The organism is Rhodanobacter sp. BL-MT-08, from assembly GCF_054161255.1.
On sequence record NZ_CP167872.1, the window covers coordinates 1,186,701 to 1,208,784 of the forward strand.

General features: G+C 62.9%; 20 protein-coding genes. 17 read left to right on the forward strand and 3 right to left on the reverse strand.

Annotated elements, in window-relative coordinates:
* Window positions 1-8 precede the first annotated feature (8 nt).
* The 14 genes from ACDK93_RS04960 (at window position 9) to ACDK93_RS05025 (ending at window position 17,570) form a co-directional block, all read left to right on the forward strand.
* Complete coding sequence (locus ACDK93_RS04960; protein WP_458071480.1) at window positions 9-1,223, forward strand: ABC transporter permease; 1,215 nt, start codon at window positions 9-11, stop codon at window positions 1,221-1,223.
* A 64-nt stretch (window positions 1,224-1,287) separates the two neighbouring features.
* On the forward strand, window positions 1,288-2,661 hold the full coding sequence (locus tag ACDK93_RS04965) for an ABC transporter permease (protein WP_458071481.1): 1,374 nt from the start codon (window positions 1,288-1,290) through the stop codon (window positions 2,659-2,661).
* A gap of 11 nt (window positions 2,662-2,672) precedes the next feature.
* On the forward strand, window positions 2,673-3,878 hold the full coding sequence (locus ACDK93_RS04970; protein ID WP_458071482.1) for an ABC transporter permease: 1,206 nt from the start codon (window positions 2,673-2,675) through the stop codon (window positions 3,876-3,878).
* Between the two features lie 43 nt (window positions 3,879-3,921).
* Window positions 3,922-5,253, forward strand: a complete 1,332-nt coding sequence (locus ACDK93_RS04975) for an ABC transporter permease (protein WP_458071483.1) — start codon at window positions 3,922-3,924, stop codon at window positions 5,251-5,253.
* A gap of 69 nt (window positions 5,254-5,322) precedes the next feature.
* Window positions 5,323-6,492: an ABC transporter permease gene (locus ACDK93_RS04980; RefSeq protein WP_458071484.1), complete on the forward strand. Its 1,170-nt coding sequence runs from the start codon at window positions 5,323-5,325 to the stop codon at window positions 6,490-6,492.
* Between the two features lie 29 nt (window positions 6,493-6,521).
* Window positions 6,522-7,844 (forward strand): ABC transporter permease, encoded by a 1,323-nt coding sequence (locus ACDK93_RS04985; RefSeq protein WP_458071485.1) that lies wholly within the window; start codon window positions 6,522-6,524, stop codon window positions 7,842-7,844.
* 16 nt (window positions 7,845-7,860) lie between these two features.
* Complete coding sequence (locus ACDK93_RS04990; RefSeq protein WP_458071486.1) at window positions 7,861-9,087, forward strand: ABC transporter permease; 1,227 nt, start codon at window positions 7,861-7,863, stop codon at window positions 9,085-9,087.
* Window positions 9,088-9,162: 75 nt separating this feature from the next.
* Window positions 9,163-10,992, forward strand: coding sequence for a DUF885 domain-containing protein (locus ACDK93_RS04995; protein ID WP_458071487.1), 1,830 nt, complete (start codon window positions 9,163-9,165; stop codon window positions 10,990-10,992).
* Between the two features lie 64 nt (window positions 10,993-11,056).
* A complete protein-coding gene (locus ACDK93_RS05000; RefSeq protein WP_458071488.1) occupies window positions 11,057-11,845 on the forward strand; it encodes a PDZ domain-containing protein in 789 nt (262 codons plus the stop codon).
* Window positions 11,846-11,970: 125 nt separating this feature from the next.
* On the forward strand, window positions 11,971-13,314 hold the full coding sequence (locus tag ACDK93_RS05005) for a sigma-54-dependent transcriptional regulator (protein WP_458071489.1): 1,344 nt from the start codon (window positions 11,971-11,973) through the stop codon (window positions 13,312-13,314).
* 58 nt (window positions 13,315-13,372) lie between these two features.
* Window positions 13,373-14,788, forward strand: a complete 1,416-nt coding sequence (locus ACDK93_RS05010; RefSeq protein ID WP_458071490.1) for a sensor histidine kinase — start codon at window positions 13,373-13,375, stop codon at window positions 14,786-14,788.
* Window positions 14,789-14,864: 76 nt separating this feature from the next.
* Window positions 14,865-15,830, forward strand: a complete 966-nt coding sequence (locus ACDK93_RS05015; protein WP_458071492.1) for an SPFH domain-containing protein — start codon at window positions 14,865-14,867, stop codon at window positions 15,828-15,830.
* A gap of 10 nt (window positions 15,831-15,840) precedes the next feature.
* Window positions 15,841-16,284, forward strand: a complete 444-nt coding sequence (locus ACDK93_RS05020) for an NfeD family protein (RefSeq protein WP_458071493.1) — start codon at window positions 15,841-15,843, stop codon at window positions 16,282-16,284.
* A complete protein-coding gene (locus tag ACDK93_RS05025) occupies window positions 16,281-17,570 on the forward strand; it encodes a threonine/serine ThrE exporter family protein (RefSeq protein ID WP_458071495.1) in 1,290 nt (429 codons plus the stop codon). Before ACDK93_RS05020 ends, ACDK93_RS05025 begins: the two co-directional genes overlap by 4 nt.
* A 134-nt stretch (window positions 17,571-17,704) precedes the next feature.
* Here the strand turns inward: ACDK93_RS05025 and ACDK93_RS05030 are convergent, their stop codons facing one another.
* Window positions 17,705-18,028 carry an H-NS histone family protein gene (locus tag ACDK93_RS05030; protein WP_458071496.1) on the reverse strand — a complete coding sequence of 108 codons (324 nt, stop codon included), beginning with the start codon at window positions 18,026-18,028 and terminating at the stop codon, window positions 17,705-17,707.
* A 120-nt stretch (window positions 18,029-18,148) separates the two neighbouring features.
* Here ACDK93_RS05030 and ACDK93_RS05035 point away from each other — a divergent pair, with 120 nt between their 5' ends.
* Window positions 18,149-18,322, forward strand: a complete 174-nt coding sequence (locus ACDK93_RS05035; protein WP_458071497.1) for a hypothetical protein — start codon at window positions 18,149-18,151, stop codon at window positions 18,320-18,322.
* Between the two features lie 74 nt (window positions 18,323-18,396).
* On the opposite strand, the gene ACDK93_RS05040 is transcribed toward ACDK93_RS05035, so the two are convergent.
* Both ACDK93_RS05040 and ACDK93_RS05045 read right to left on the reverse strand, forming a co-directional pair.
* Window positions 18,397-20,094 carry a proline--tRNA ligase gene (locus tag ACDK93_RS05040; RefSeq protein ID WP_458071498.1) on the reverse strand — a complete coding sequence of 566 codons (1,698 nt, stop codon included), beginning with the start codon at window positions 20,092-20,094 and terminating at the stop codon, window positions 18,397-18,399.
* Between the two features lie 137 nt (window positions 20,095-20,231).
* The gene (locus ACDK93_RS05045) at window positions 20,232-20,651 is read right to left on the reverse strand and encodes a DUF4124 domain-containing protein (protein WP_458071499.1); all 420 of its coding nucleotides are present in this window, start codon (window positions 20,649-20,651) and stop codon (window positions 20,232-20,234) included.
* Window positions 20,652-20,814: 163 nt separating this feature from the next.
* On the opposite strand from ACDK93_RS05045, the gene pssA reads away from it, so the two are divergent.
* Entirely contained in the window at window positions 20,815-21,597 is a 783-nt protein-coding gene (gene pssA, locus ACDK93_RS05050; protein ID WP_458071500.1) for a CDP-diacylglycerol--serine O-phosphatidyltransferase, read from the forward strand.
* The gene (locus ACDK93_RS05055) at window positions 21,594-22,082 is read left to right on the forward strand and encodes a hypothetical protein (protein ID WP_458071501.1); all 489 of its coding nucleotides are present in this window, start codon (window positions 21,594-21,596) and stop codon (window positions 22,080-22,082) included. The genes pssA and ACDK93_RS05055 overlap by 4 nt, the downstream gene beginning before the upstream one ends.
* The last annotated feature ends 2 nt before the right edge of the window (window positions 22,083-22,084 follow it).

Sequence of the window (22,084 nt, forward strand, 5' to 3'; positions counted from 1 at the left end):
TTTGACCCATGCAGATCCAGCCCATTCTTGCCGCCCTGCGCAAACATCGTCTGGCCACCGTGCTGCTCGCGCTGGAGATCGCGCTGGCCTGTGCCGTGCTGTGCAACGCCTGTTTCCTGATCATCAGCCGAGTCCAGCATACGCAGGTCGACAGCGGTGTCGACGAAAGCGCCCTGGCTGCCGTGAAGCTGACGGGCTACGACCCGGCCAGCAGTGTCGACCTCAACGCCCGGGTGCTCAGCGGCCTGGCGAAACTTCCCGGCGTGCAGTCAGTCAACGTGATCAACGCCGTACCGTTCGGTGACCACGCGGGTAGCGCGGGTATTTCTACCGATGCCGCCGGCAAGCATTTCGCTGGCGTCGTGGATTTTTACGTCGGCAGCCCAGGCTCTTTCAAGGCGTTGGGACTGCAGCTTGTCGCCGGCAGCCTGCCGCAGGCCAGCGACGCCCAGCCACTCGATAGCTTCGTGCCGGAAAACGCCACGGTCTGGGTCACGCGCGCGCTGGCCGACCATCTGTGGCCGGGTACCGATCCGTTGGGCAAGGAATTCTGGACCGACAAGTTCCACTTCCGTGTGGGCGGCGTGCTGGCGCACCTGGCTCGCCCATGGGGCGGCGAGGGTGGGCCCAGCACGATCGATTGGTCGGTGTACGTGCCGGCACAAGCGGGCCGCCAGCTGGCCGGCACGTATCTGCTGCGCGCCGCGCCGGCAGAGTTGCCGCGCGTGTTGCGCGATGCCCGCGCCGCGATGGCCAGCATCGCGCCCGATGCGGTGGTGGACAGCAAGAACAGCCAGACCCTCGCCACGCTGCGCGAAAAGTATTTTCGTCAGGATCGCTTGATGTCCGGCATCCTGCTCGGCGTGATCTGCGCCCTGCTGCTGGTAACCGCCCTGGGCATTGTCGGCCTGGCCAGTTTCTGGGTGCAGCAGCGCCGCCGACAGATCGGCGTGCGGCGTGCGCTCGGCGCCACGCGCAGCGACATCCTGGCGTACTTCCAGACCGAGAATTTTCTCATCGTGAGCGGCGGCATCGTGCTGGGCATGGTGCTGGCCTTCGCGATCAACCTGCTGCTGATGCAGCACTACGAATTGCCGCGGCTGCCGCTCTACTACCTGCCGATCGGTGCGCTGAGTCTTTACATCATCGGCCAGCTGGCGGTGCTCGGCCCGGCGCTGCGCGCGGCTGCCGTGCCGCCGGTCGAAGCAACGAGGAGCGTGTGATGAGAAGCAGGAGCGGAGGGCGGATCGCCAGCGGCGAGGGCTGCACGCGGGTGCCGATCGCCGAATGCCGCGGTTTTGCGCTTCTCTCCTCGCCACTCGTCTTTCATACCCTGCCTCTCACCGGAGCCTGAGCATGTTTGCCTACTACCTCGAACTGGCCCTACGCAGCCTGCGGCGCAACAAGGTGCTGACGGCTCTCATGATCCTGGCGCTTGCGTTGGGCATTGGTGCATCGATCACCACGCTGACAGTGTTGCGGCTGCTTTCGGCCAACCCGTTGCCGCAGAAAAGCGCGCAGCTGTTCTATCCGCAGGTCGATCCCTATCCGGGTAATCAGCCCTTTTCACGCTCGGGCAAGAAGCTTCCATGGCTCATGAGCTATGTCGACGCGATGAACCTGATGAAGGCACACCGGGCGCAACGACAGGCCGCCATGGCGATGTCGGAGGTCAAGGTAACACCGCCATCGAGCGACAAGAAACCTTTCTATGCGGACGGCGTGATGACGACATCGGATTTTTTCTCGATGTTCGACGTGCCTTTCCAGTACGGCGCAGGCTGGGCGGCAGGGGATGATGAAAGTCGTGCGCAGGTGGCAGTGATTGCCGGGTTCCTCAACGACAAGCTGTTCGGTGGCGCCAACAGCGTGGGTCGGATGATCCGTGTCGAGGATCATGATTACCGCATCATCGGCGTGCTGCGTCCCTGGGCGCCGCAACCACGATTTTACTCAGTGCATCTGGGCGCGCGGAACTATGGCAGCGGCGATGCGGTGTTTCTTCCGCTGACGGGCGCGCGGGCCAATCAGATGATGCCGAGCTCGATGTTGTCGTACGGGCCAAGCGACACGCAACATCTGGAAACGGCGTCAGCCATCTGGCTTGGATTCTGGGTGCAGTTGCACGGCGAGGCCGACGTTCGCGCTTATCGACAATTCCTGGCCAACTACGCTCAGGAGCAGGTGAGGCTGGGCCGGTTTCAGCGATCCCGTGTAGCACTGTCCGACCTCATGCAATGGCTGCGCGACCAGCATGTAGTTCCCGACGACGTGCATTTGCAAACTGGCCTGGCTTTCGGTTTTTTGCTGATCTGCGTGGTGAATACGGTAGGCCTGCTACTGGCCAAGTGCCTGCGTCGCGCGCGCGAGATCGGTGTGCGTCGCGCGCTGGGCGCATCGCGTGGCGCGATCTTCGTGCAGTTCATGGTCGAGGCCGGCATCGTTGGCCTGGCGGGGGGTGTGCTGGGGCTTGCGGTTGCAGAACTGGGATTGCTCGGCATTCGCCATCAGCCGGCGCAATACGCCAGTCTCGCGCACATGGATATGGCAATGCTCGTGATGACCTTTGTGGTGGCTTTGGTCGCAAGCCTCCTGGCCGGCTTGCTGCCTGCATGGCGAGCCTGCGTGGTGTTGCCCGCGCCGCAACTGAAAGCTGACTGAGGAGAATGCCGATGGAAATCCGACCGATACTAGCCAGCCTGCGCCGTCACCGAATTCCGGCCCTGCTGATCGTGCTGGAAATCGCGCTTGCCTGCGCGGTGTTGTGCAACGCCGTATTCATGGTCGGTCAGCGCATGATCGATATTCACTGGTCCAACGGCATTGATGAATCGGGGATCTCCGTCATTACCGTCAATGGAACGGATCCAAACCGTGCAGCCAGCGACATGCCACGCGATCTGGCGGCTCTGCGGGGCATACCCGGAGTCATCGCGGCTGCTCCGGCCACCAGCATGCCACTGGACCAGAATCCGGCGCTGTCGCCTTTCACTGCAACACCGAATTCGAGCACGACGGTGAACACGTCGGTGTACTTCATCGGCGAGGGTGGTGAAAAAGCGCTGGGGCTTCACCTGCTGCAGGGCAGGTTTTTCAACGCAGACGAATACGCGGACGGCGGCTTGAAGGATTTCCATTCCACCGGCCATGTCGCGCTCGTAACGCAGAGCGATGCAAAGCGCTTGTGGCCTGATCAAAGCGCGCTGGGCAAGACGCTTTATACCGATCAAAACGGCTGGACCGTAGTGGGTGTGGTCGATGATGTGCTGGCGCAGGATTCCAAATACAGCGGTCCGAGTGGACGGTATTCGAGCGTCTTTTTCCCGCTGCACCCGGATGGCGCCATGGGCGACTACGTGCTGCGTAGTTTGCCCAAGGACCGCGATCGTATTGTGCGAGACGCATTACAGAAAATCGGTGCGCTCGAACCGGGTGCGGTGGTCGAAGGCAAGCCCTATGCGCAGATGCGCGCCGACTTTTTTGCCGATACCAGCAGCATGGTGTGGATGCTTGTACTGGTTTGCGTGGTCATGCTGGCCGTGACTGCGTTTGGCATCGTCGGTCTCACCAGTTTCTGGGTCGGCCAGCGCCGGCGGCAGATTGGCATTCGCCGTGCCGTCGGCGCCACGCGGCTGCACATACTGCAGTATTTCCAAACAGAGAATTTCCTGCTCAGCACGACCGGTGTCTCGATCGGCATGGCACTGGCCTTCGGCATCAATCTCTATCTCATGCAGAACTACGCCATGACGCGTATGCCCTGGTATTACCTGCCGGCTGGTGCCATAGCGCTCTGGCTGATCGGGCAGCTCGCGGTACTCGGTCCGGCGCTGCGTGCTGCCGCGGTGCCGCCGGTGGTGGCGACGCGGTCGGTTTGACTCGCGCAGTCATCCCCAACCAACACGCATTAAAGGACAAATGATGTTTGGTTATTACCTCGATCTGGCCTGGCACAGCCTGAGGCGCAGTCCCGTGCTCACTGCACTGATGGTACTGGCCATCGGCTTGGGCATCGGCGCCAGCATGACGATGATGACGGTGCTGCACGTGATGTCGAGCGACCCTCTACCGGCGCTTAGCAGCACCTTGTATTACCCGCACCTCGACCCGCTGCCCAAAGACTATCCGACCACCAGCGAATGGGGTGACGCGTCGGACAATATGACCTGGCCCGATGCCATGGCTTTATTGCACGCGCGCAAGGCCGAGCGTCAGGCGGCGATGGCTGGCGGTTCGCTGCTTGCTTGGCCGGTTCGGCAGGGAGATCTGCCTTTCAGCGCCGACGGCCGTTACACCACGGCGGATTTCTTCAGCATGTTCGGTGTGCCGATGGAGCGCGGCAGTGCGTGGTCTTCAGTCGATGACGAAGCCAAAGCCCGCGTGGTCGTGCTGAGTCACACCCTGGCGGCAAAACTGTTTGGCAACGAGGATGCACTGGGTCATAGCGTGCGCCTTGGTGCTGTCAGCTACCGCGTCGTGGGCATCAGCAGCGATTGGGCGCCACAGCCGATGTTCTATGCTGACCCCTCTGCTAAGGGCGGCTTCGGAAAGATCGATCAATTTTTCCTTCCGCTGGATACTGCGGCCGATCTGAAGCTGGATTCGAGCAACGATTTCACCGGTTGGAAAAGTGGCGGCAGTACCGGTAGCAACGTGGATGGCGAATACAAGGACTCTTCAACGTCGTGGCTGCAGGTGTGGGTGCAGTTGAAAAATGCCGATCAGGTTCGCGATTACGAGCAGTTTCTATACAACTATTCGGCGCAGCAGCATGCATCGGGTCGCTTTGAGCGTGCGCCCGACCAGGCGCATCTGTACCCGATGATGGACTGGCTGGCGCATCTGAATCTTGTGCCCAGCGACGTCAAGTTGCAGTCGTGGCTGGCGCTGGGTTTCCTGGTGGTCTGCATGACCAATATCGTGGCGCTGCTGCTGGCGAAATTCCTGAAGCGAAGCGGCGAGGTCAGCGTGCGGCGTGCCATGGGCGCCAGGCGACGCGACATATTTCTCCAGTTCGGCATCGAGTCGCTAATGATCGGCAGCCTGGGTGGGGTGTTGGGCATCGTAATTGCGGAGCTGGGCCTGTGGAGCATTCGCCAGCGTCCGGATGCTTACGCCAAGGTGGCCCAGATGAATCTGTCGATGCTGCTGCTGACTGTGCTTATCGCCATCATCGCCAGCGTGCTTGCCGGCATGCTGCCGGCTTGGCGGGCCAGCCGTGTGGCGCCGGCCCTGCAGCTGAAAACCCAGTGAGATGACGTGATGCAACTACGCCCCATTCTTTCCAGTTTGCGCCATCACAAGCTCACGGCGTTTCTGCTGATGCTGCAGACGGCCTTTACCTGCGCCATCGTAATCAATGCGCTGCCGATGATCGCATATCGCATCGAGCGCATCGATACGCCGAGTGGGCTGGACGAAAGTCGCCTGTCGCTGGTCTATGTTTCCGGCATCCAGAAAAACGCCAATGAGCAGGCTCAGCATGCGGTCGATCTGGACGCTCTTCGGCGAATTCCAGGTGTGGACTCGGTCGCCGTCATTGGCAGTGGCATGCCGTTCAAAGGTGGAGAGAATTCCTACGGCATCTGTCCGTCGGTTAGCTCCATGCAAAAGGCGATGGCGGTACAGTCGTTCGACAAAACGGACTGCCAGCATCCGGACGTTTACAACGGATCATCCGGCTTCCTGCAGACCATGGGCCTTCACCTTGTGCAAGGTCGCGACTTTACCGGCGCAGACTATTCGACGGGCGACGTATCTACTGCCATTCTTACGCGGTCGCTGGCGGCAAAGTTGTATCCCGGCAAAAGCGCGCTGGGCAAAACGATGTTTCAGGGCAGAACGCAGATCAGGGTTGTCGGCATTGTCGACGACGTGCTTCGCCCCATGCTGCGTGATGCGGGACAGGATCATCTCGTCATGCTTTGGCCCAAACTGCCAGATGACACCGGCAGCACCTACCTGCTTCGCAGTGCGCCAGATGATCGCGAGCGAATCCTGAGGGCTGCCAGGGTTGCGCTGGCAAAAGTGAATCCGAATCGTCTGTTTCCGGACGCTTACCAAAGGACTTTCGCGGCCGTCCGGCATAAATACTTCCAGCGCGACGTCACCATGATCAGCCTGCTGATAGCTTCGGCCTTGGGCCTGCTCTTTGTCACCGCACTGGGCATCACCGGCCTTGCGAATTTCTGGGTCCAGCAGCGTCGACGCACTATTGGCATCCGCCGTGCTATCGGTGCCACGCGCGGCGACATCCTGCGTTATTTTCAGACCGAGAATTTCCTCATCGTGACCTTTGGCATCGCACTCGGATTCCTGATTGCGTTTGCGCTGAATCTCACGCTGATGAAGTACTACGAACTGCCGCGCCTGCCGCTTTATTACTTGCCGATCGGTGCGCTGCTGCTGTGGCTACTCGGCCAGCTGTCGGTGCTGGGGCCGGCGCTGCGTGCGGCGGCGGTGCCGCCCGTTGTGGCCACGCGGTCGGTCTGATCGATATGAACTCAGGGGAAGACTGAGTGATGTTTCGTTATTACCTCGGGCTGGGTGTGCATAGCCTTCGGCGAAATCCCGTGCTCACCGCGTTGATGATCGTGCTGATTGGCGCAGGCGTGGCGTCTTCGATGATTACGTTCGCGGCGCTGCGGGCGTTGACGGCTGACCCGCTGCCGCAAAAATCCGCGCAACTTTTCGGGCCGCAGATCGACAATTGGGGGCCCGCCAATCGCGGCACGGATGATGAACCCCCGCAGGAGCTCAGCTATACCGATGCGGTGGCTCTACTTAACGCCCACAAGGCCCTGCGTCAAACAGCCATTTACGAGACAGTTTTATCGCTGGTCCCCGCTGATGCCCGGCGAGCGCCGTTCACGGTCAAAGGCTACGCCGCAACGCGGGACATGTTTGCCATGTTTGACGTGCCATTTACAGATGGCGGTAGCTGGAGTGCAGACGATGATGCGAAAGGTGGAAGCTCGGTCGTGATCGGCCGAGAGCTGAGCGAAAAGCTGTTCGGCGGCACAAGGAGTCTTGGTCGCCGCGTCAGCCTGGGCGGTCACGACTATCGCGTGGTGGGTGTGATGGGGGACTGGAATCCGCAGCCGCGGTTTTACGCGGAAGGGTCGATCCATAGCGTCACCGACGTGGGTAATCCGCCAGACTTTTTTGTCCCGTTCGCGACTGCCCTCAATTTTCAGCTAATCGATAGCTGGGGCGAAAATTGCACCAACGATTACAAGGGGGCCGGCTGGAACGATCTGCTGCATTCGCAGTGTGTATGGATTTCATTTTGGGTGGAGCTACCGACTGCCGCCGATGTGCAGCGATATAAGGCTTTTCTGGATGGCTATGCCGCCGAGCAGCAGCGTATCGGGCGGTTTCCATGGGCGCCCAATAACCGGCTGCGCAGCCTGAAGCAGTGGCTGGACTATGTGCACGCGGTGCCGGAGGAAACGCGCGTCGCCTTTTTGTTGGCGATTGGGCTGCAGTTGGTTTGTCTGGTCAATACGGTTGGACTGCTGCTGGCCAAATTTATGCGGCGCCGTGGCGAGATCGGCGTGCGCCGGGCTCTCGGCGCATCGCGCGGAGCGATTCACGCCCAATTTTTGATCGAAGCCGGCATGGTAGGTGCCGCTGGCGGCCTACTTGGGCTCGCGCTCACCGCTTGTGGTGTGTCCGGTATGGGATCGTTTTTTGAACCGCGCGTGGCGCGGCTGGTGCACATCGATATGAGTTTGCTCGGCCTCACCTTGCTTACGTCCATTGTGGCGACGTTGATCGCGGCGCTGTACCCCACCTGGCGCGCAGCGCAAGTGCAGCCCGCCTGGCAACTGAAGTCCAACTGATATGGCGAGCATGCAGATGAGGCCGATTCTTGCGGCGCTCAAGCAGCACCGTGGTGCGACCGCGCTTATCGTGCTGCAAATTGCACTGACGCTGGGCATTGTTTGCAATGCGCTTTTCATCATCCAGCAGCGGCTGGAACACATGGCGCGACCCACGGGCATCGATGAGGCAAATCTCGCTGTTGTCCATAACCAGTGGATCGGCAACTTTACGAAAGCCCAGTTGAACGCGATGGTGCTGAGTGATCTTGCCATGCTGAGGCAATTGCCCGGAGTGGCTGACGCTTACGCCGACTACACCTACCCCGCGGTGGGTCCCTGGGCGCAACTGTCGAGCGTCCGCTATACCCACGATCAGCCAAAAAAGACCACGTACGCAGAACCTTATTACGCGGATGACCACACGCTATCCACGCTTGGCCTCAAGCTCATTGCCGGCCGTAATTTCAGGTCGGATGAGATCAGTGCTGCCAGCGACTCAGATAACGCTACGCCGCCGGTCATCATCATCACTCAGGATCTCGCCGAGCGGCTCTTTCACGACAAGCCGGCGGTGGGCAGGGCGATATATATCGGCGATACGCCCAGTACGATCATCGGCGTGATCGAGCAACTGCAAGTGCCAGCCATAGGCACACACAGCTTCGCCTATTGCTCGATCTTGCTGCCCTTGCGGAGCGGAAATTTCAATAACGGGGGCAGCTACTACCTGATACGCGCCAGGACCAACCAGCTTGATGCCGTTGTAACCGCTGCACCGGCCGCGCTGCTGGCGCTTGACCGAATGCGCATACTCGACGAGGAAGGTGGCGCGCAGCATTACAGCGTGCTTCGTGCGCTCGGCTATGCCAGCGATCGAGGCATGGCGTTTCTCCTCACCATGATTTGCGCCGTACTTCTGGCAGCGACCGTCGGCGGCATCGTCGGTCTCTCCAGCTTCTGGGTCAGCCAGCGGCAGAAGCAGATCGGCATACGCCGCGCCATCGGCGCCACGCGCGGCGACATCCTGCGGTATTTCCAGACCGAGAACTTTTTGATCGTGAGCTTCGGCATTGTGCTAGGCATGCTGCTGGCGTTTGCGCTGAACCTCACGCTGATGAAGTTCTACGAGCTGCCGCGCCTGCCACTGTATTACCTGCCGATCGGTGCGCTGCTGCTGTGGGTGCTGGGCCAGCTGGCTGTGCTGGGTCCTGCGCTGCGTGCGGCTGCCGTGCCACCGGTGGTGGCGACCCGATCCGTGTGATCCATGCACTCTGGCACGGGAGGATCGGAGCGATGGCGATCACAATCTACGAACAAACTTAGGGAGAAATGCTTGATGAAAACGCTGCCTTTATTGATCGCTGCCAGCCTATTGGGCTCGGTATCCGCTGCTACCTCCGTGCAGGCAGCGCCTGCGGCACAGGCTGCAACGAAAGACGTGACCAGCCGCGTGGCCGCACTGAACGCGCTGCTGGCCGAGCAGTGGCAGCATCAGCTGGAGACGAGCCCCGAGTTTGCGACCACGCTGGGCGACCTTCGCTACAACAGCCAGTGGAGCGATGCGTCGCTGGCGCATGCACAGAGTGAACACAAGGCCACCGCGGACTTTTTGCGTCGGTTCCGCGCGATCGATACTGCCGGCTTTTCCGATAGCGATGCGTTGAACCAGCAGCTGATGGTGCGCCAGCTCCAGGACAGCCTGCGCAGCTACGATCTGAAGCTGTACGAGATGCCGCTGGATCAGATGAGCGGTGCGCATATCGCGCTGGCCGGCTTTGTCAGCTCGATTCCGTTCGACAATACCAAGGAATACGACGATTACCTGAGCCGCCTGAAGGCCGTGCCAAAGCTGTTCGATCAGGTGACGGAGGTGGCGAAGCAGGGCTTGCGCGACAAGATGATGCCGCCGAAGTACGTGCTGGAAAAAGTGGTGGTGCAGATCGACAGCATCGAAAAATCCGCCGGCATGGACAGCGTATTCGCCGAGCCGCTGAAGCACTTCCCCAAGTCGGTATCGGCGGCTGATCAAAAGCGCCTGCACGATGCGATTCTCGCCGCCATTGATCAGGATGTGCGTCCGGCTTACAAAAAGCTTGGCGAGTTCGTCGCCAAGGATTACGCGCCGCACGGGCGCGCCGAGCCGGGTATCTGGAACCTGCCCAATGGCGATGCGATCTACCGTTTCGATGTCGAACAGATGACCACGACCAAGGAAACGCCGGAGCAGATCCACTCGCTGGGTCTGGCCGAGGTGAAGCGCATCGAAGGCGAGATGACCACCATCGCCAAGTCGCAGGGCTTTGCCGACCTGGCCAGCTTTCGCGCCTCGTTGAAAACCAATCCAAAAACGCACGCCACCTCGCGCGAGGATATCCTCAACCGCTACCGCAACTATCTGGCGCAAATGCAGCCGCAGTTGCCCAAGCTGTTCGGCCTGCTGCCGAAAACCAAGGTGGTGGTGGTGCCGGTCGAGCCGTTCCGTGAAAAGGAGGCGGCAGCGGCGGAGTATCACCAGGGTACGCCGGATGGTTCACGGCCAGGGCAGATTTTTGTCAACACCGGCGACTTCGCCAACCGCAGCATTTTGACGGTCGAGTCCACCGCGTATCACGAGGGCATCCCGGGCCATCATCTGCAGATATCGATCGCGCAGACGCTGCCGGCGCTGCCGCCGTTCCGCCAACAGGCCGGTTACACCGCCTATATCGAAGGCTGGGCGCTTTACGCCGAACAGCTTGGCAAGGACATCGGCTTCTATCAGAACCCGCTGTCGGATTATGGCCGTCTATCGGATGAGCTGCTGCGCGCCGACCGTCTGGTGCTCGACACCGGCGTGCACGACAAGCATTGGACGCGCCAGCAGATGGTCGATTTTTTCCATGCGCATTCCAGCGAGGACGAGCCGGACGTGCAGGCCGAAACCGATCGCTACATCACCTGGCCGGCCCAGGCGCTGGCTTACAAGACCGGCGAGCTGAAGATTCTCGAGCTGCGCGAGCGCGCGAAAAAAGAGCTGGGCAGCCAGTTCGATATTCGTGCGTTCCACGACGAGATCCTCAACGGCGGCGCGCTGCCGCTGGACGTGCTGGAGACGCGCGTGAATGCGTGGATTGCGTCGGTGAAAGCCGGCAAGGCCCCGGCGCATCCGGCAGCAGCGGCCGGTTGAATCGGGCGCGCTGGCCGGGTTCGACCCGGTCGGCGCTTTTGCTCGGGTCTACGGAGGAACGGTGATGAGACGTTTGCTAGTCGGCGGCATGGTCGTCTTGGTCAGTGCACTGGCGCAGCCGGCGCTCGCCGGATGGGTCTGTCAGCTCAATTCGGACGACAGCCTGAGCTGGCGCATCGCCGACCATGCGCTGAAGCTGCGTTCGGATGACGCCTCGGGCATCACGGTAACCAAGGTCAGCGCCGAGCCCGTGTGGGGCCTGCGCGAGGGCGATGTGATCGTTGCGGTAGACGATCATCCCCTGAAGCATGTCAGCGAGTTGATGAACTGCCTGCGTGCCAGCAAGCAGGCGACCGTGGTGCTGCATGTCCGACGCACGGACGCGGTGCTCACATCGAGCGTGACAGCGGCGGAATACGACCAGGTCATTTCGCCGGTGCCACCGACACCACCACCGCCGCCACCGCCTGCAATAACATCCACGCCATCTCCGCCTTCGCCACCACCTCCGCCGTCGCCGTCAAAGGACAGCGGCTGGTTTACCTACGAACACACGACCGACGATAGCCTGAGCTGGCGTAACCCCGGCCACGCGCTGCAGCTGTCGTCGAGTAAGACCACGGGCATTACGGTGACCAAGGTCGTTCCCGAGTCGCTATGGGGCCTGCAGGTCGGCGATGTGATCACGGCGACTGACGGTACGCCGGTCAAGCACGTCAGCGAATTGATGGACCGGTTTCGTGCCAGCCGGCCCGCGGCGGTGAAGCTGCAGCTGCTGCGCGACGGCGCATCCCTGGAGGTCGCTGTGGCTGCGACTGAATACGCGCACCTCATTTCCCCCGCCTCGCCCTAATCACCTAAAGTCCTTGATGAACGACATCACGCTTCGATTTCGTTGCCATCGCGGGCCAGTAGTCCGATAGTCATGCAAACCTTTGCGGCCGGAGCGGCATCTATGTCCGCATGTGCAGAAAAAAAATGACGCGTAGCGTACTCATCATCGACGACAACCCGGCCGTGGGCGAGGCGCTCTCGCTGGCTTTGTCCCTGCATGACATCCGGCCGCTCACCGCGCTGACGCCGGACGAAGGCCTGGCCATGCTGCAGCATCAGGCCATCGACGTGGTGATCCAGGACATGAACTTCACCGCCGACACCACGTCGGGCGAGGAGGGCGTGGCGCTGTTCCGGGCGATCCGCGAGCAGCATCCGGATCTGCCGGTGATCCTGCTCACGGCGTGGACGCATCTGGAAACTGCGGTAGAGCTGGTCAAGGCCGGCGCGGCGGATTATTTGGCCAAGCCGTGGGACGACAACAAGCTGATCGCCACGGTCGAAAACCTGCTCGAACTGTCCGAGTCCAATCGCGAAGTGACGCGCACGCGGCGTGAGCGCAAGCGCCGGCGCGAGGCGCTGCAAGGCAAGTACGAGCTGGATAATCTGGTGTTTGCCTCCGAGGCAATGGCGCGCACGCTGGAGCTGGCGTGCCAGGTCGCCAAGGCCGATGTGCCAGTGCTGATCACTGGCCCCAACGGCACCGGCAAGGAGCGCATCGCGGCGATCGTGCACGCCAATTCGGCCGTGCGGCGGGGGCCCTTTATTGCGGTGAACTGCGGCGCGCTGCCGGGCGAGCTGATCGAAGCCGAGTTGTTCGGCGCCGATGCGGGTGCCTACACCGGCGCCAACAAGGCGCGCGAGGGTCGCTTCGAATTGGCTGACGGCGGCACGCTGTTTCTGGACGAAATCGGCAACCTGCCGCTGCCCGGGCAGATGAAGCTGCTGCGCGTGCTGGAAACCGGCCAGTTCGAGCGGCTGGGCTCCGGCCGCACGCGGCAGGTCAAGGTGCGTGTGCTCAGCGCGACCAATGCCGATCTCAAGGCGATGATTCGCGCCGGCACCTTCCGCGAAGATTTGTATTACCGCCTCAACGTGATCGAGGTAAACCTGCCGCCACTGACCGAGCGCAGCGACGACATCCTGCCGCTGGCCGAATTCTTTCTCGACGGCCGCGCCGAGCTGGGCGATGCGGCGCGCGACGCCATGCTCAACTACCCGTGGCCGGGTAACGTGCGTGAGCTGAAGAATGCCATCGAGCGCGCGGCGCTGCTTTCGGGCAGTGGGCCGATCACACCCGAGCTGCTCAATCTGGCGCCTCATATTTCCACCGCCACGCGCAATCTCGATGAGCCGAGCCGCGAAACGGTCGAGGCGGCGCTGCACAAGGCCGATGGCGTCGTCAGCCGCGCGGCGCAGAGCCTCGGCCTCTCGCGGCAGGCGCTGTATCGACGCATGGAGCGCTACGGGCTGGCAGCGCCGGTGTGATGGCATCCGGACGGCTAAATGATGTGGCGATAGCGGCTCTATGTGCGAGGCCTGCCGCATGTGGCGCTGGCTGAACTCGCTGCGCACGCGGCTGACCCTGCTGCTGGCGCTGGCCAGCGTGGCAGGGGCGCTGATCTATGCCGGCGTGACGCAGTGGCCGCTGCCGCAGCTGCTGGTCTGGCTGCAGGCCGAACTGACGGTGAAGGATCCTGCAGCGCCGGCCGCGGCCGCCAAGGCACTGCCGGTGATCCATCTGGGCATCTATGGCGCGCTCGGCATCTGTGCGGCGCTGCTGTTGCTGTTGGCGTTCTGGCTGGCCGGCCAGGCGATGGCGCCGGTGAGTCGGCTGCTGCGCGCGCTGGAAGGTGCAGTGGCCAGTTATCGCGATGGCGATTTCAGCATCTCGATTGGCATTCATCGCCGCGATGAGCTGGGCGAATTGATCCAGATGCACAACGCGCTGGGCCAGACCCTGCGCGAGCAGCGTCAGCATCTGGCGCAGCGCGAACTGCTGCTGGACACCGTAGTGCAGAACACGCCGGTGGCCCTGGTGCTGACCGACAGCATCGGTCGGGTGGCGTACGCCAACATCGCATCCCGTCATTTGTTCAACGAGGGACGCAGCCTGCACGGGCTGGAATTTGCCCGGCTGCTGGACGGTGCGCCCGAGGCGCTGCGCCGCGCGGTGGAAGACGGCGAGGATGCGCTGCTCAGCGTGGAAATGGACGGTAGCGAGGAAACCTTCCACATCTCGCAGCGCGCGTTCCGACTGCAGGGTCGGCCGCACCGGCTGCAGCTGTTTCGGCGCATGACGCGCGAGCTGTCGCGTCAGGAAGTGGCGACGTGGAAGCGGGTGATCCGCGTGATCAGCCACGAGCTCAACAACTCGCTGGCGCCGATTTCCTCGCTCGCCCATTCCGGTGCGGAGCTGGCGCGACGTGGCAATGTCGATCGGCTGCCGGGCGTGTTCGCCACCATCAGCGAGCGCGCCAAGCATCTGCACAGCTTCATTTCCGGCTACGCCAGCTTCGCCAAGCTGCCGACGCCGCAGTCGGTCGCCGTAGAGTGGACGCCGTTCCTGGAAGGATTGTCGCTGCACTGCCACTACCGACTGGCGTCGCCCGCGCCCAAGCGGCCGGGCTATTTCGATGCGGTGCAGATCGAGCAGGTGCTGATCAACCTGATCAAGAACGCGCACGAGTCAGGCAGTGGCGAAGACGACGTCACGCTGTCGATTACCGAAGTCGGCCGCGAGCTGCGCATCGAGGTTGCCGACCGCGGCCCCGGCATGACCGACACCGTGCTGGCGCAGGCGCTGCTGCCGTTTTACTCCACCAAACGGGCCGGTACAGGACTGGGGCTGGCGCTCACTCGCGAAATTGCCGAGGCGCACGGCGGGCGTGTGCTTTTGGCCAACCGCGAAGATGGCGGCCTGCGCGTCACGCTGCTGCTGCCGCAGACGACGGTCCGGTAAACCTGCCGCGAACTCCGCAACGCGCGTAACAACAGCTCGCCTATACTGATGCCTTCGTCACGGATGGGGACAGGTCATGGGTCAGATTCTCGCGTTGGTCATCGTGGTGGTGGTGTTCATCGTCCTTTCCAGGCTGGTGCGCATCGTGCCGCAGGGTTTCGAGTGGACGGTGGAAACCTTCGGCAAATACACGCATACGCTGAGCCCGGGGCTGCATCTGCTGATTCCGATCTATCAAACGGTCGGCCGCAAGATCAATATGATGGAGCAGGTGCTCGACGTGCCCTCGCAGGACGTGATCACCAAGGACAACGCCGTGGTGCGCGTCGACGGCGTGGTGTTCTACCAGGTGCTGGATGCGTCCAAGGCCGCGTACGAAGTGTCCAATCTGGAGCAGGCCTCGCTGGCGCTGATCATGACTAATATTCGCACCGTGCTCGGTTCGATGGACCTGGACGAAAGCCTGAGCCAGCGCGACGGCATCAACGCCAAGCTGCTGCGCGTGGTGGACGAGGCGACCCATCCGTGGGGAGTGAAGGTCAACCGTATCGAGATCAAGGACATCGCGCCACCGCGCGACCTGATCGACGCGATGGCGCGGCAGATGAAGGCCGAGCGCGAAAAGCGCGCGAATATTCTCGACGCGGAAGGTTTCCGGCAGGCGGCGATTCTCAAGGCCGAAGGCGAAAAGCAGTCGGTGATCCTGGCGGCCGAGGGCGAGAAAGAAGCGGCGTTCCGCGCCGCCGAGGCGCGCGAGCGCTCCGCCGAAGCCGAAGCCAAGGCAACCACGATGGTGTCCGACGCAATCTCCGGCGGCAACGTCAACGCGCTGAACTACTTCGTCGCCAACAACTACGTCGAGGCGCTGAAAGAGATGGCCAAATCGCCGAACCAGAAAATGCTGCTGCTGCCGATCGAGGCCACCGGCATCCTCGGTTCGCTGGCGGGCATCGCCGAACTGGCGAAGGAGTCGCTGGGCCAGCAGCAGCGCTCCATCGCGCAGCCGCCCGCTTCCACGCCGTTCCAGCCGCCGCTGCGTTGAGGGTGCGGCCATGGCGTTTCCCGTGCATTACCTGTGGTGGATACTCGCGCTGCTGCTGATCGGTGGCGAGGTGCTGCTGCCGGGGTATTTTCTGCTGTGGATCGGCCTGGCTGCGGCGGCCGTTGGCGTGGTGCTGCTGGTGGTACCGCCGCTCGGACTGCTGATTCAGGCCGTGCTGTTCGCGCTGCTGGCCTTCGCCGCCTGCGTGCTCTATGCGCGCGTGCTGCGGCCGAAGCTCGACAAGAGCGAACCTGGCAGCGAAACGCTCAACCGCCGCGGCGAGCGCATGATCGGCCAGCGCTATGAGCTGATCGATCCGATCGTCAACGGCCGCGGCAAGGCGCGCGTCGGCGACGGCCAGTGGCTGGTCACCGGACCGGATCTGCCGCTGGGAAGCCTCGTCGAGGTCGTAGCCATCGACGGTACCACCCTGAAGGTACGCGCGGCGACATGAGTGCGAGTGCGGTCAGCACGGCGAGTATCCATCCGTCGTTCGCGACGACGGCGATCAGCACGCGCATCGCGTTTCTGCTCGAGTTGACGCGTCGGCTGCACCAGTACGGCACGGCCTCCCCCAGGCTGGAGATGGCGATATCGCGTTCGGCGCAACGGCTGGGATTGAGCGCCGACGTATGGTCGAGCCCCACGGCTGTCATCATTTCGTTTACCGATCTGGGGCAGGGCGAAGAGGGCGTGGCGCAGACCACCCAGGTGATGCGCCTGGCGCCGGGCGACGTGAACCTGGCGCGGCTGTGCGAGGCGGATGACATCGCCGATCAGGTGATTGACGGTGACATCGGTCTGCGCGAAGGCTTCCAGCGATTGCGCCAACTGGGGCGGCCCGATTCGCGTCGCGCGCAGGCCGCCGTGATCGCCACTTACGGACTGTCCGCCGCTTGCGTGGTGGCGCTGTTTCTGCATAGCGCCTGGCCGGATCTGCTGACTGCGGCTTTTATCGGTCTGATCATCGGCGGCATTACGGTGCTGGCGGCCAAGCGGCCGCAGCTGTCGAATGCCAGCGATGCGATCTGCGCGCTGGTGGCGACCACGGTGGCCATCGTCGTCAGCGCGTTCGTGGTACCGCTGGCGATCAAGTCGGTGGTGCTGGCCAGCCTGATCGTGCTGGTGCCGGGCATGTCGCTGACCACGGCGGTGCGCGAGATATCCAGCCAGCATCTGGTCGCCGGCATGGCGCGCATGGGCGGCGCGGTGGCGACGCTGCTCAAGCTCACCTTCGGCACGGTGGCCGCGACCACGCTGTGCGCGGCAGTGGGTATCGAACCGCGCGATTACGCGTTGCCGCCGCTGCCGGGCTGGACCGAGCTGCCGGCCCTGCTGGTCGGCGCATTCGGTTTCGCCATATTGTTTCGCGCTGCCCGCCGCGACTGGCTGATCGTGATGGGCGCGGTCATCGTCGGGTATCTCGCCACGCGCTGGGGTGGCCGGATTTCCGGCTCGCTGCCGGCAGCACCCTTCGGCGTTTTCCTCGGCGGGTTTCTGCTGAGCGCCATGGCCAATGCCTATGCGCGATACGCGCATCGTCCGGGTGCGGTGATTCGCGAGCCGGGGATTATTCTTTTGGTGCCGGGCAGCGTGGGTTTTCGCAGCATGTCGTTTCTGCTCGAGCGCGATACCTCACTGGGTATGGACACCGGTTTGCTGCTGCTGACCCTGCTGGTGTCGCTGGTCGGTGGGCTTATGTTTGGCGAATTGCTGGTTTCGCCGCGGCGATCGCTGTAAATACGAGCGGATTTTCATCGCGGCGACATAAAGCCAATGGATGCCCACAAAAAAGCGCCGGCACATGGCCGGCGTTTTTGTTGAGAACCGTGAGGCGATAATGGCCTTCGGATCCTTTCGCTGAAAAACGCCGATCAGATCGCGAGATCCTTTTCCTTCTTGCCGGCCTTCAGCGCATCGCTGAACCAGTGCGGGCGCTTGCCGCGGCCGGACCACGTCTGTGCGGGATTGGCCGGGTTGCGGTATTTCGGTGCCACTGGACTGCTGGCGCGCTTGGCTTTGCCGCGACCCTGACCAAACACTTCCTCGAAGGTGTAACCCTCTGCCTTGATCAGCGCGAGCACCTTGTCGCGCAGCTTGGTGATTTTTTCCTTGCTCAATTCATTCTGACGAATCTGCGCCTTGCTGATGAGATCCTTGAGTTGGGAGTGATTGAGGTTTTTGATATCGACGGCCATGTGGGGTTTCCGGGGTAAGGATCTCTGAGGTGAGATCGCTGGATCGATTAATTGGATACGTTTAATGGAGAGGGCGGCAGATAAACGGGGAAGCCGAACCCGGTAAATGGACTTGCACTGATGATTCTGGCTGATTTATCAAGCCGTTGTAAAGACGGATGGCCAATGACGCTGCCTTTTAAATACGCCGCTGATTATACGGTCGGGTATGAACGAATATCGCCGGATATTGAAAACAAGGCTGTTGCGGGCAATGACGCAAAAGGAAATGGCCGCGCAAGGCGGCCATTTTGATCGGTGCTGATGACGATGGCAGGTTGCCAGGAGAGCCCAAGCCGGTAGGCCAGAGCCGTGCCTGAAGGGCTGGACTAATCCAGCAGCTCGAACAGCTCGTCCTGGGTTATCGCGCGATTATCGGCGTCCTGCCGGCCGCGATATTCCAGCGTGCCGGCGGCCAGGCCGCGCTCGCTCACCACCACGCGGTGCGGGATGCCGATCAGCTCCATGTCGGCAAACATCCCGCCAGGACGCAGGCCGCGGTCGTCCAGCGCCGCTTCGATGCCACGTTCGACGAGCGACTGGTAAAGCGCTTCGGCCGCCGCGCTGACTTCCGCTAGATTCTTCGGATTGATGATGCATACCACGACGCGCCACGGCGCCATGGCGTCGGGCCAGATGATGCCGGCGTCGTCGTGCCGCTGCTCGATCGCGGCTGCCACGACGCGGCTGACGCCGATGCCGTAACAGCCCATGGACAGCACCTGCGGCTTGCCCTGGTCGTCGATGACGGTGGCCTTGAGCGCTTCGGCGTATTTCTGGCCGAGCTGGAACACGTGCCCGACTTCGATGCCGCGCGCGATGTGCAGCGTGCCTTTGCCATCCGGCGACGCGTCGCCTTCGACCGCGTTGCGCAGATCGGTCACGCGAGTAACGCGCGCATCGCGCAGCCAGTTGGCGCCGGTGTAGTGGGTGCCGTCGGCGTTGCCGCCGCAGACGAAATCGGCCAGCACGGCGGCATCGCGATCGACGATGACCGGGATGGCATCGGGCAGGCCAACCGGGCCGATAAAGCCGGGACGCGTGCCGGTGGCGGCACGGATTTCCTCTTCCGAGGCCAGCACCGATTCATCCGGCAACTCGGCCAGCTTGCCGGCCTTCACTTCGTTGATCTCGTGGTCGCCGCGCAGGCATAGCGCCACCAGACCGTCGCGTCCGCGCACCAGCAGGGTCTTGACGCACTGCTGCGGCGTCACCTGGAGAAACGCAGACACCTCGTCGATGGTCCGCTGTTTCGGTGTGTCGACGCGCTGCAGTTCGGCGCCCGGTGTGGGGCGTTCGCCGGCAGGCGCCTGCGCCTGCGCCTTCTCCATGTTGGCGGCGTAATCGGAGCCATCGGAAAACACGATGGCGTCTTCGCCCGAATCGGCCAGCACCTGAAACTCGTGGCTGGCGTTGCCGCCGATGGCACCGGTGTCAGCCTGCACCGCGCGGAAGGTCAGCCCCAATCGAGTAAAAATGCGCGTGTAGGCCTGATACATCGCGTTGTAGGTTTCGGCGAGCGATTCCTGCGTGAGATGAAACGAATAGGCGTCCTTCATCAGGAATTCGCGCGCGCGCATCACGCCGAAGCGCGGGCGGATTTCGTCGCGGAACTTGGTCTGGATCTGGTAGAAGTTGACCGGCAGCTGCTTGTAGCTTTTCAGCTCGTTGCGCGCGTAATCGGTCACCACTTCCTCGGCGGTGGGCGCGTAGCAGAATTCCTGCTCCTTGCGATCCTTGATCTTCAGCAGCTGGGGGCCGAACTTCGCCCAGCGGCCGGTTTCCTCCCACAGCTCCTTGGGCTGGATGGTTGGCATCAGCATTTCGATGGCGCCCGCGCGGTCCATTTCCTCGCGCACGACTTTCTCCACCTTGCGCAGCACGCGCAGGCCCAGCGGCGACCAGGTGTACAGGCCCGATGCCAGCCGACGGATCATGCCGGCACGCAGCATCAGCCGATGGCTGGCGATTTCGGCGTCGGCGGGGACTTCCTTGACGGTGGCCAGGTGGAATTGGCTGAGGCGCATGCGGGTGTTCCGGCGTGATGAAAGACGCCAAGTGTAGCGGCCGGCCGGCGCTACCGCTCGAAGCGGCGGCACGTAAGCCATGGCCAGCCGCTCTCACCGGCACATCATCGCCCGCCGGTATCTCCGATCATCGGGACTTATTTTGCGCAGTACTGCTGGTACTGCGCCTGCGCTACGCTGGCCTGCTGCTTGCGCGCACTGTCGTCCAGAGCGGTCTGTTTGCCGCCCTGTTGCATCACGACCGGAGCCGCACTTTTCAGCGCGGCCAGATTGGTCTGCAGCGAGGCGCAGAGTTTCGCGCGGTTTTCCGGGGTGTCGGCCACGGTGGTCGTGGTCGGCTGCGGTGCAGCGGGGGCCGCCGCTGGCACGGTCGTGCTGGCCGCCGGCGTGGCCGGCACGGACGTATCGGGCTTCACTTCCTTGAACTTGGTGGAGCTGCTTGGCGGCGGCGTCTGCGAATAATGTTCCGTGCCGCTGGCGTCTTTCCACTTGTAGACCTGAGCACCGGCGAGCGGCGCCACCAGGAGCAGCGTCAGGGCAATCATCGAACGGTGCATGGTTTTCTCCCTAAAGTGATTCGACGACAAGGATGGATCGATGTGCCTGGGCTGGACCCGAAACCGGCACGCGCTCCGGTGCACTGCCCTAGTTAACACCGTCGCGTTCCGGACTCAAGCGACCGATGGTTTACACTGCGCGCATCCTGCCACGGATTGTTTCATGAACGACGCGATGCCCGTCCGCCAGCCGCCTCATCGCGGCATTTATCTGCTGCCGAATCTGGTGACCACCGGAGCGATGTTTGCGGGCTTCTACGCGATCATTGCCAGCATCGGCGGTCGCTACACCGACGCGGCGGTGGCGGTGTTCATGGCCGCCGTACTGGACGGGCTGGATGGCCGGGTGGCGCGGCTGACCGGCACGCAGAGCGAGTTCGGCGTGCAGTATGACTCGTTGTCCGATCTGATCAGTTTCGGCATGGCGCCGGCGCTGGTGATGTACGCCTGGTCGCTGTCCACGCTGAGGGATTTCGGTCCGCTGTGGGGCAAGCTGGGCTGGGCCGCCGCTTTCATCTACGTGGCGTGCGCCGCGCTGCGTCTGGCGCGTTTCAACACCCAGGTCGGCGTGGCCGACAAGCGCTATTTCCAGGGTCTGGCCAGCCCGGCCGCGGCCGCGGTGTGCATGTCGTTCGTGTGGGTGGTCGACAAGACCGGCCTGCCGGGCAGCGAATTTTGTTTCATCACGCCGCTGGTTGCGATCGTCGTGGGTTTGCTGATGGTCAGCCGGTTTCGCTATTTCAGCTTCAAGTCGCTGCCGATGGGCGAGCGTGGCCGCGTACCGTTCGGCTGGATGGTCGGCGCGGTGTTGCTGCTCGGCCTGCTGGTGCTGGATACGGCGTGGGTACTGTTTGTGGGATTTACCGCGTACCTGCTGTCGGGACCGACCTGGACCATGTGCCGGCTGGCCGCGCACCGCCGGCGCGTTCGCCGGAGCGCAGCATGAGCGCGTCGACGCATCAGCCGGCTGCCGCGAAACAGCGCGCCCGCGTGCTGCGGGCACTGGGCGTCACGCCGTGGGTTCGTCGGGCGACGCGGGCCATGCCAATCGCCGCCGAAACCCCGCTGTCGCCGCCTGATCTGGCGGCTGGCGTCGCCTGCGTGGTGGTATTGCCCGAGAGCTGCGCGACGCGCGAGCTTGATCTGCTGGGGCGCCTGCTCAACGCCTGTGGTTCGACGCTGGCACGTGCCGCGCGGGTACGGGTCAACGCCGGTCAGCTGGCCGAGGTGCCGCATGCGCGGGCCTATCTGGTCTTTGGCGAGGCGCAGGCGCACGCGCTCGGGCGGGCTTTGTCCGCTGCTGCCATGCAGGGCGCGCAAATCGTGCTTGCCGACGAGCTGGCGCAGGTGCTGACGGCTGCCGACGCCAAACGACGGTTGTGGAGCGCGCTGCGCAATCTGCGCCGCGCGCTGGCTGCCGCGGAGCACTGAGC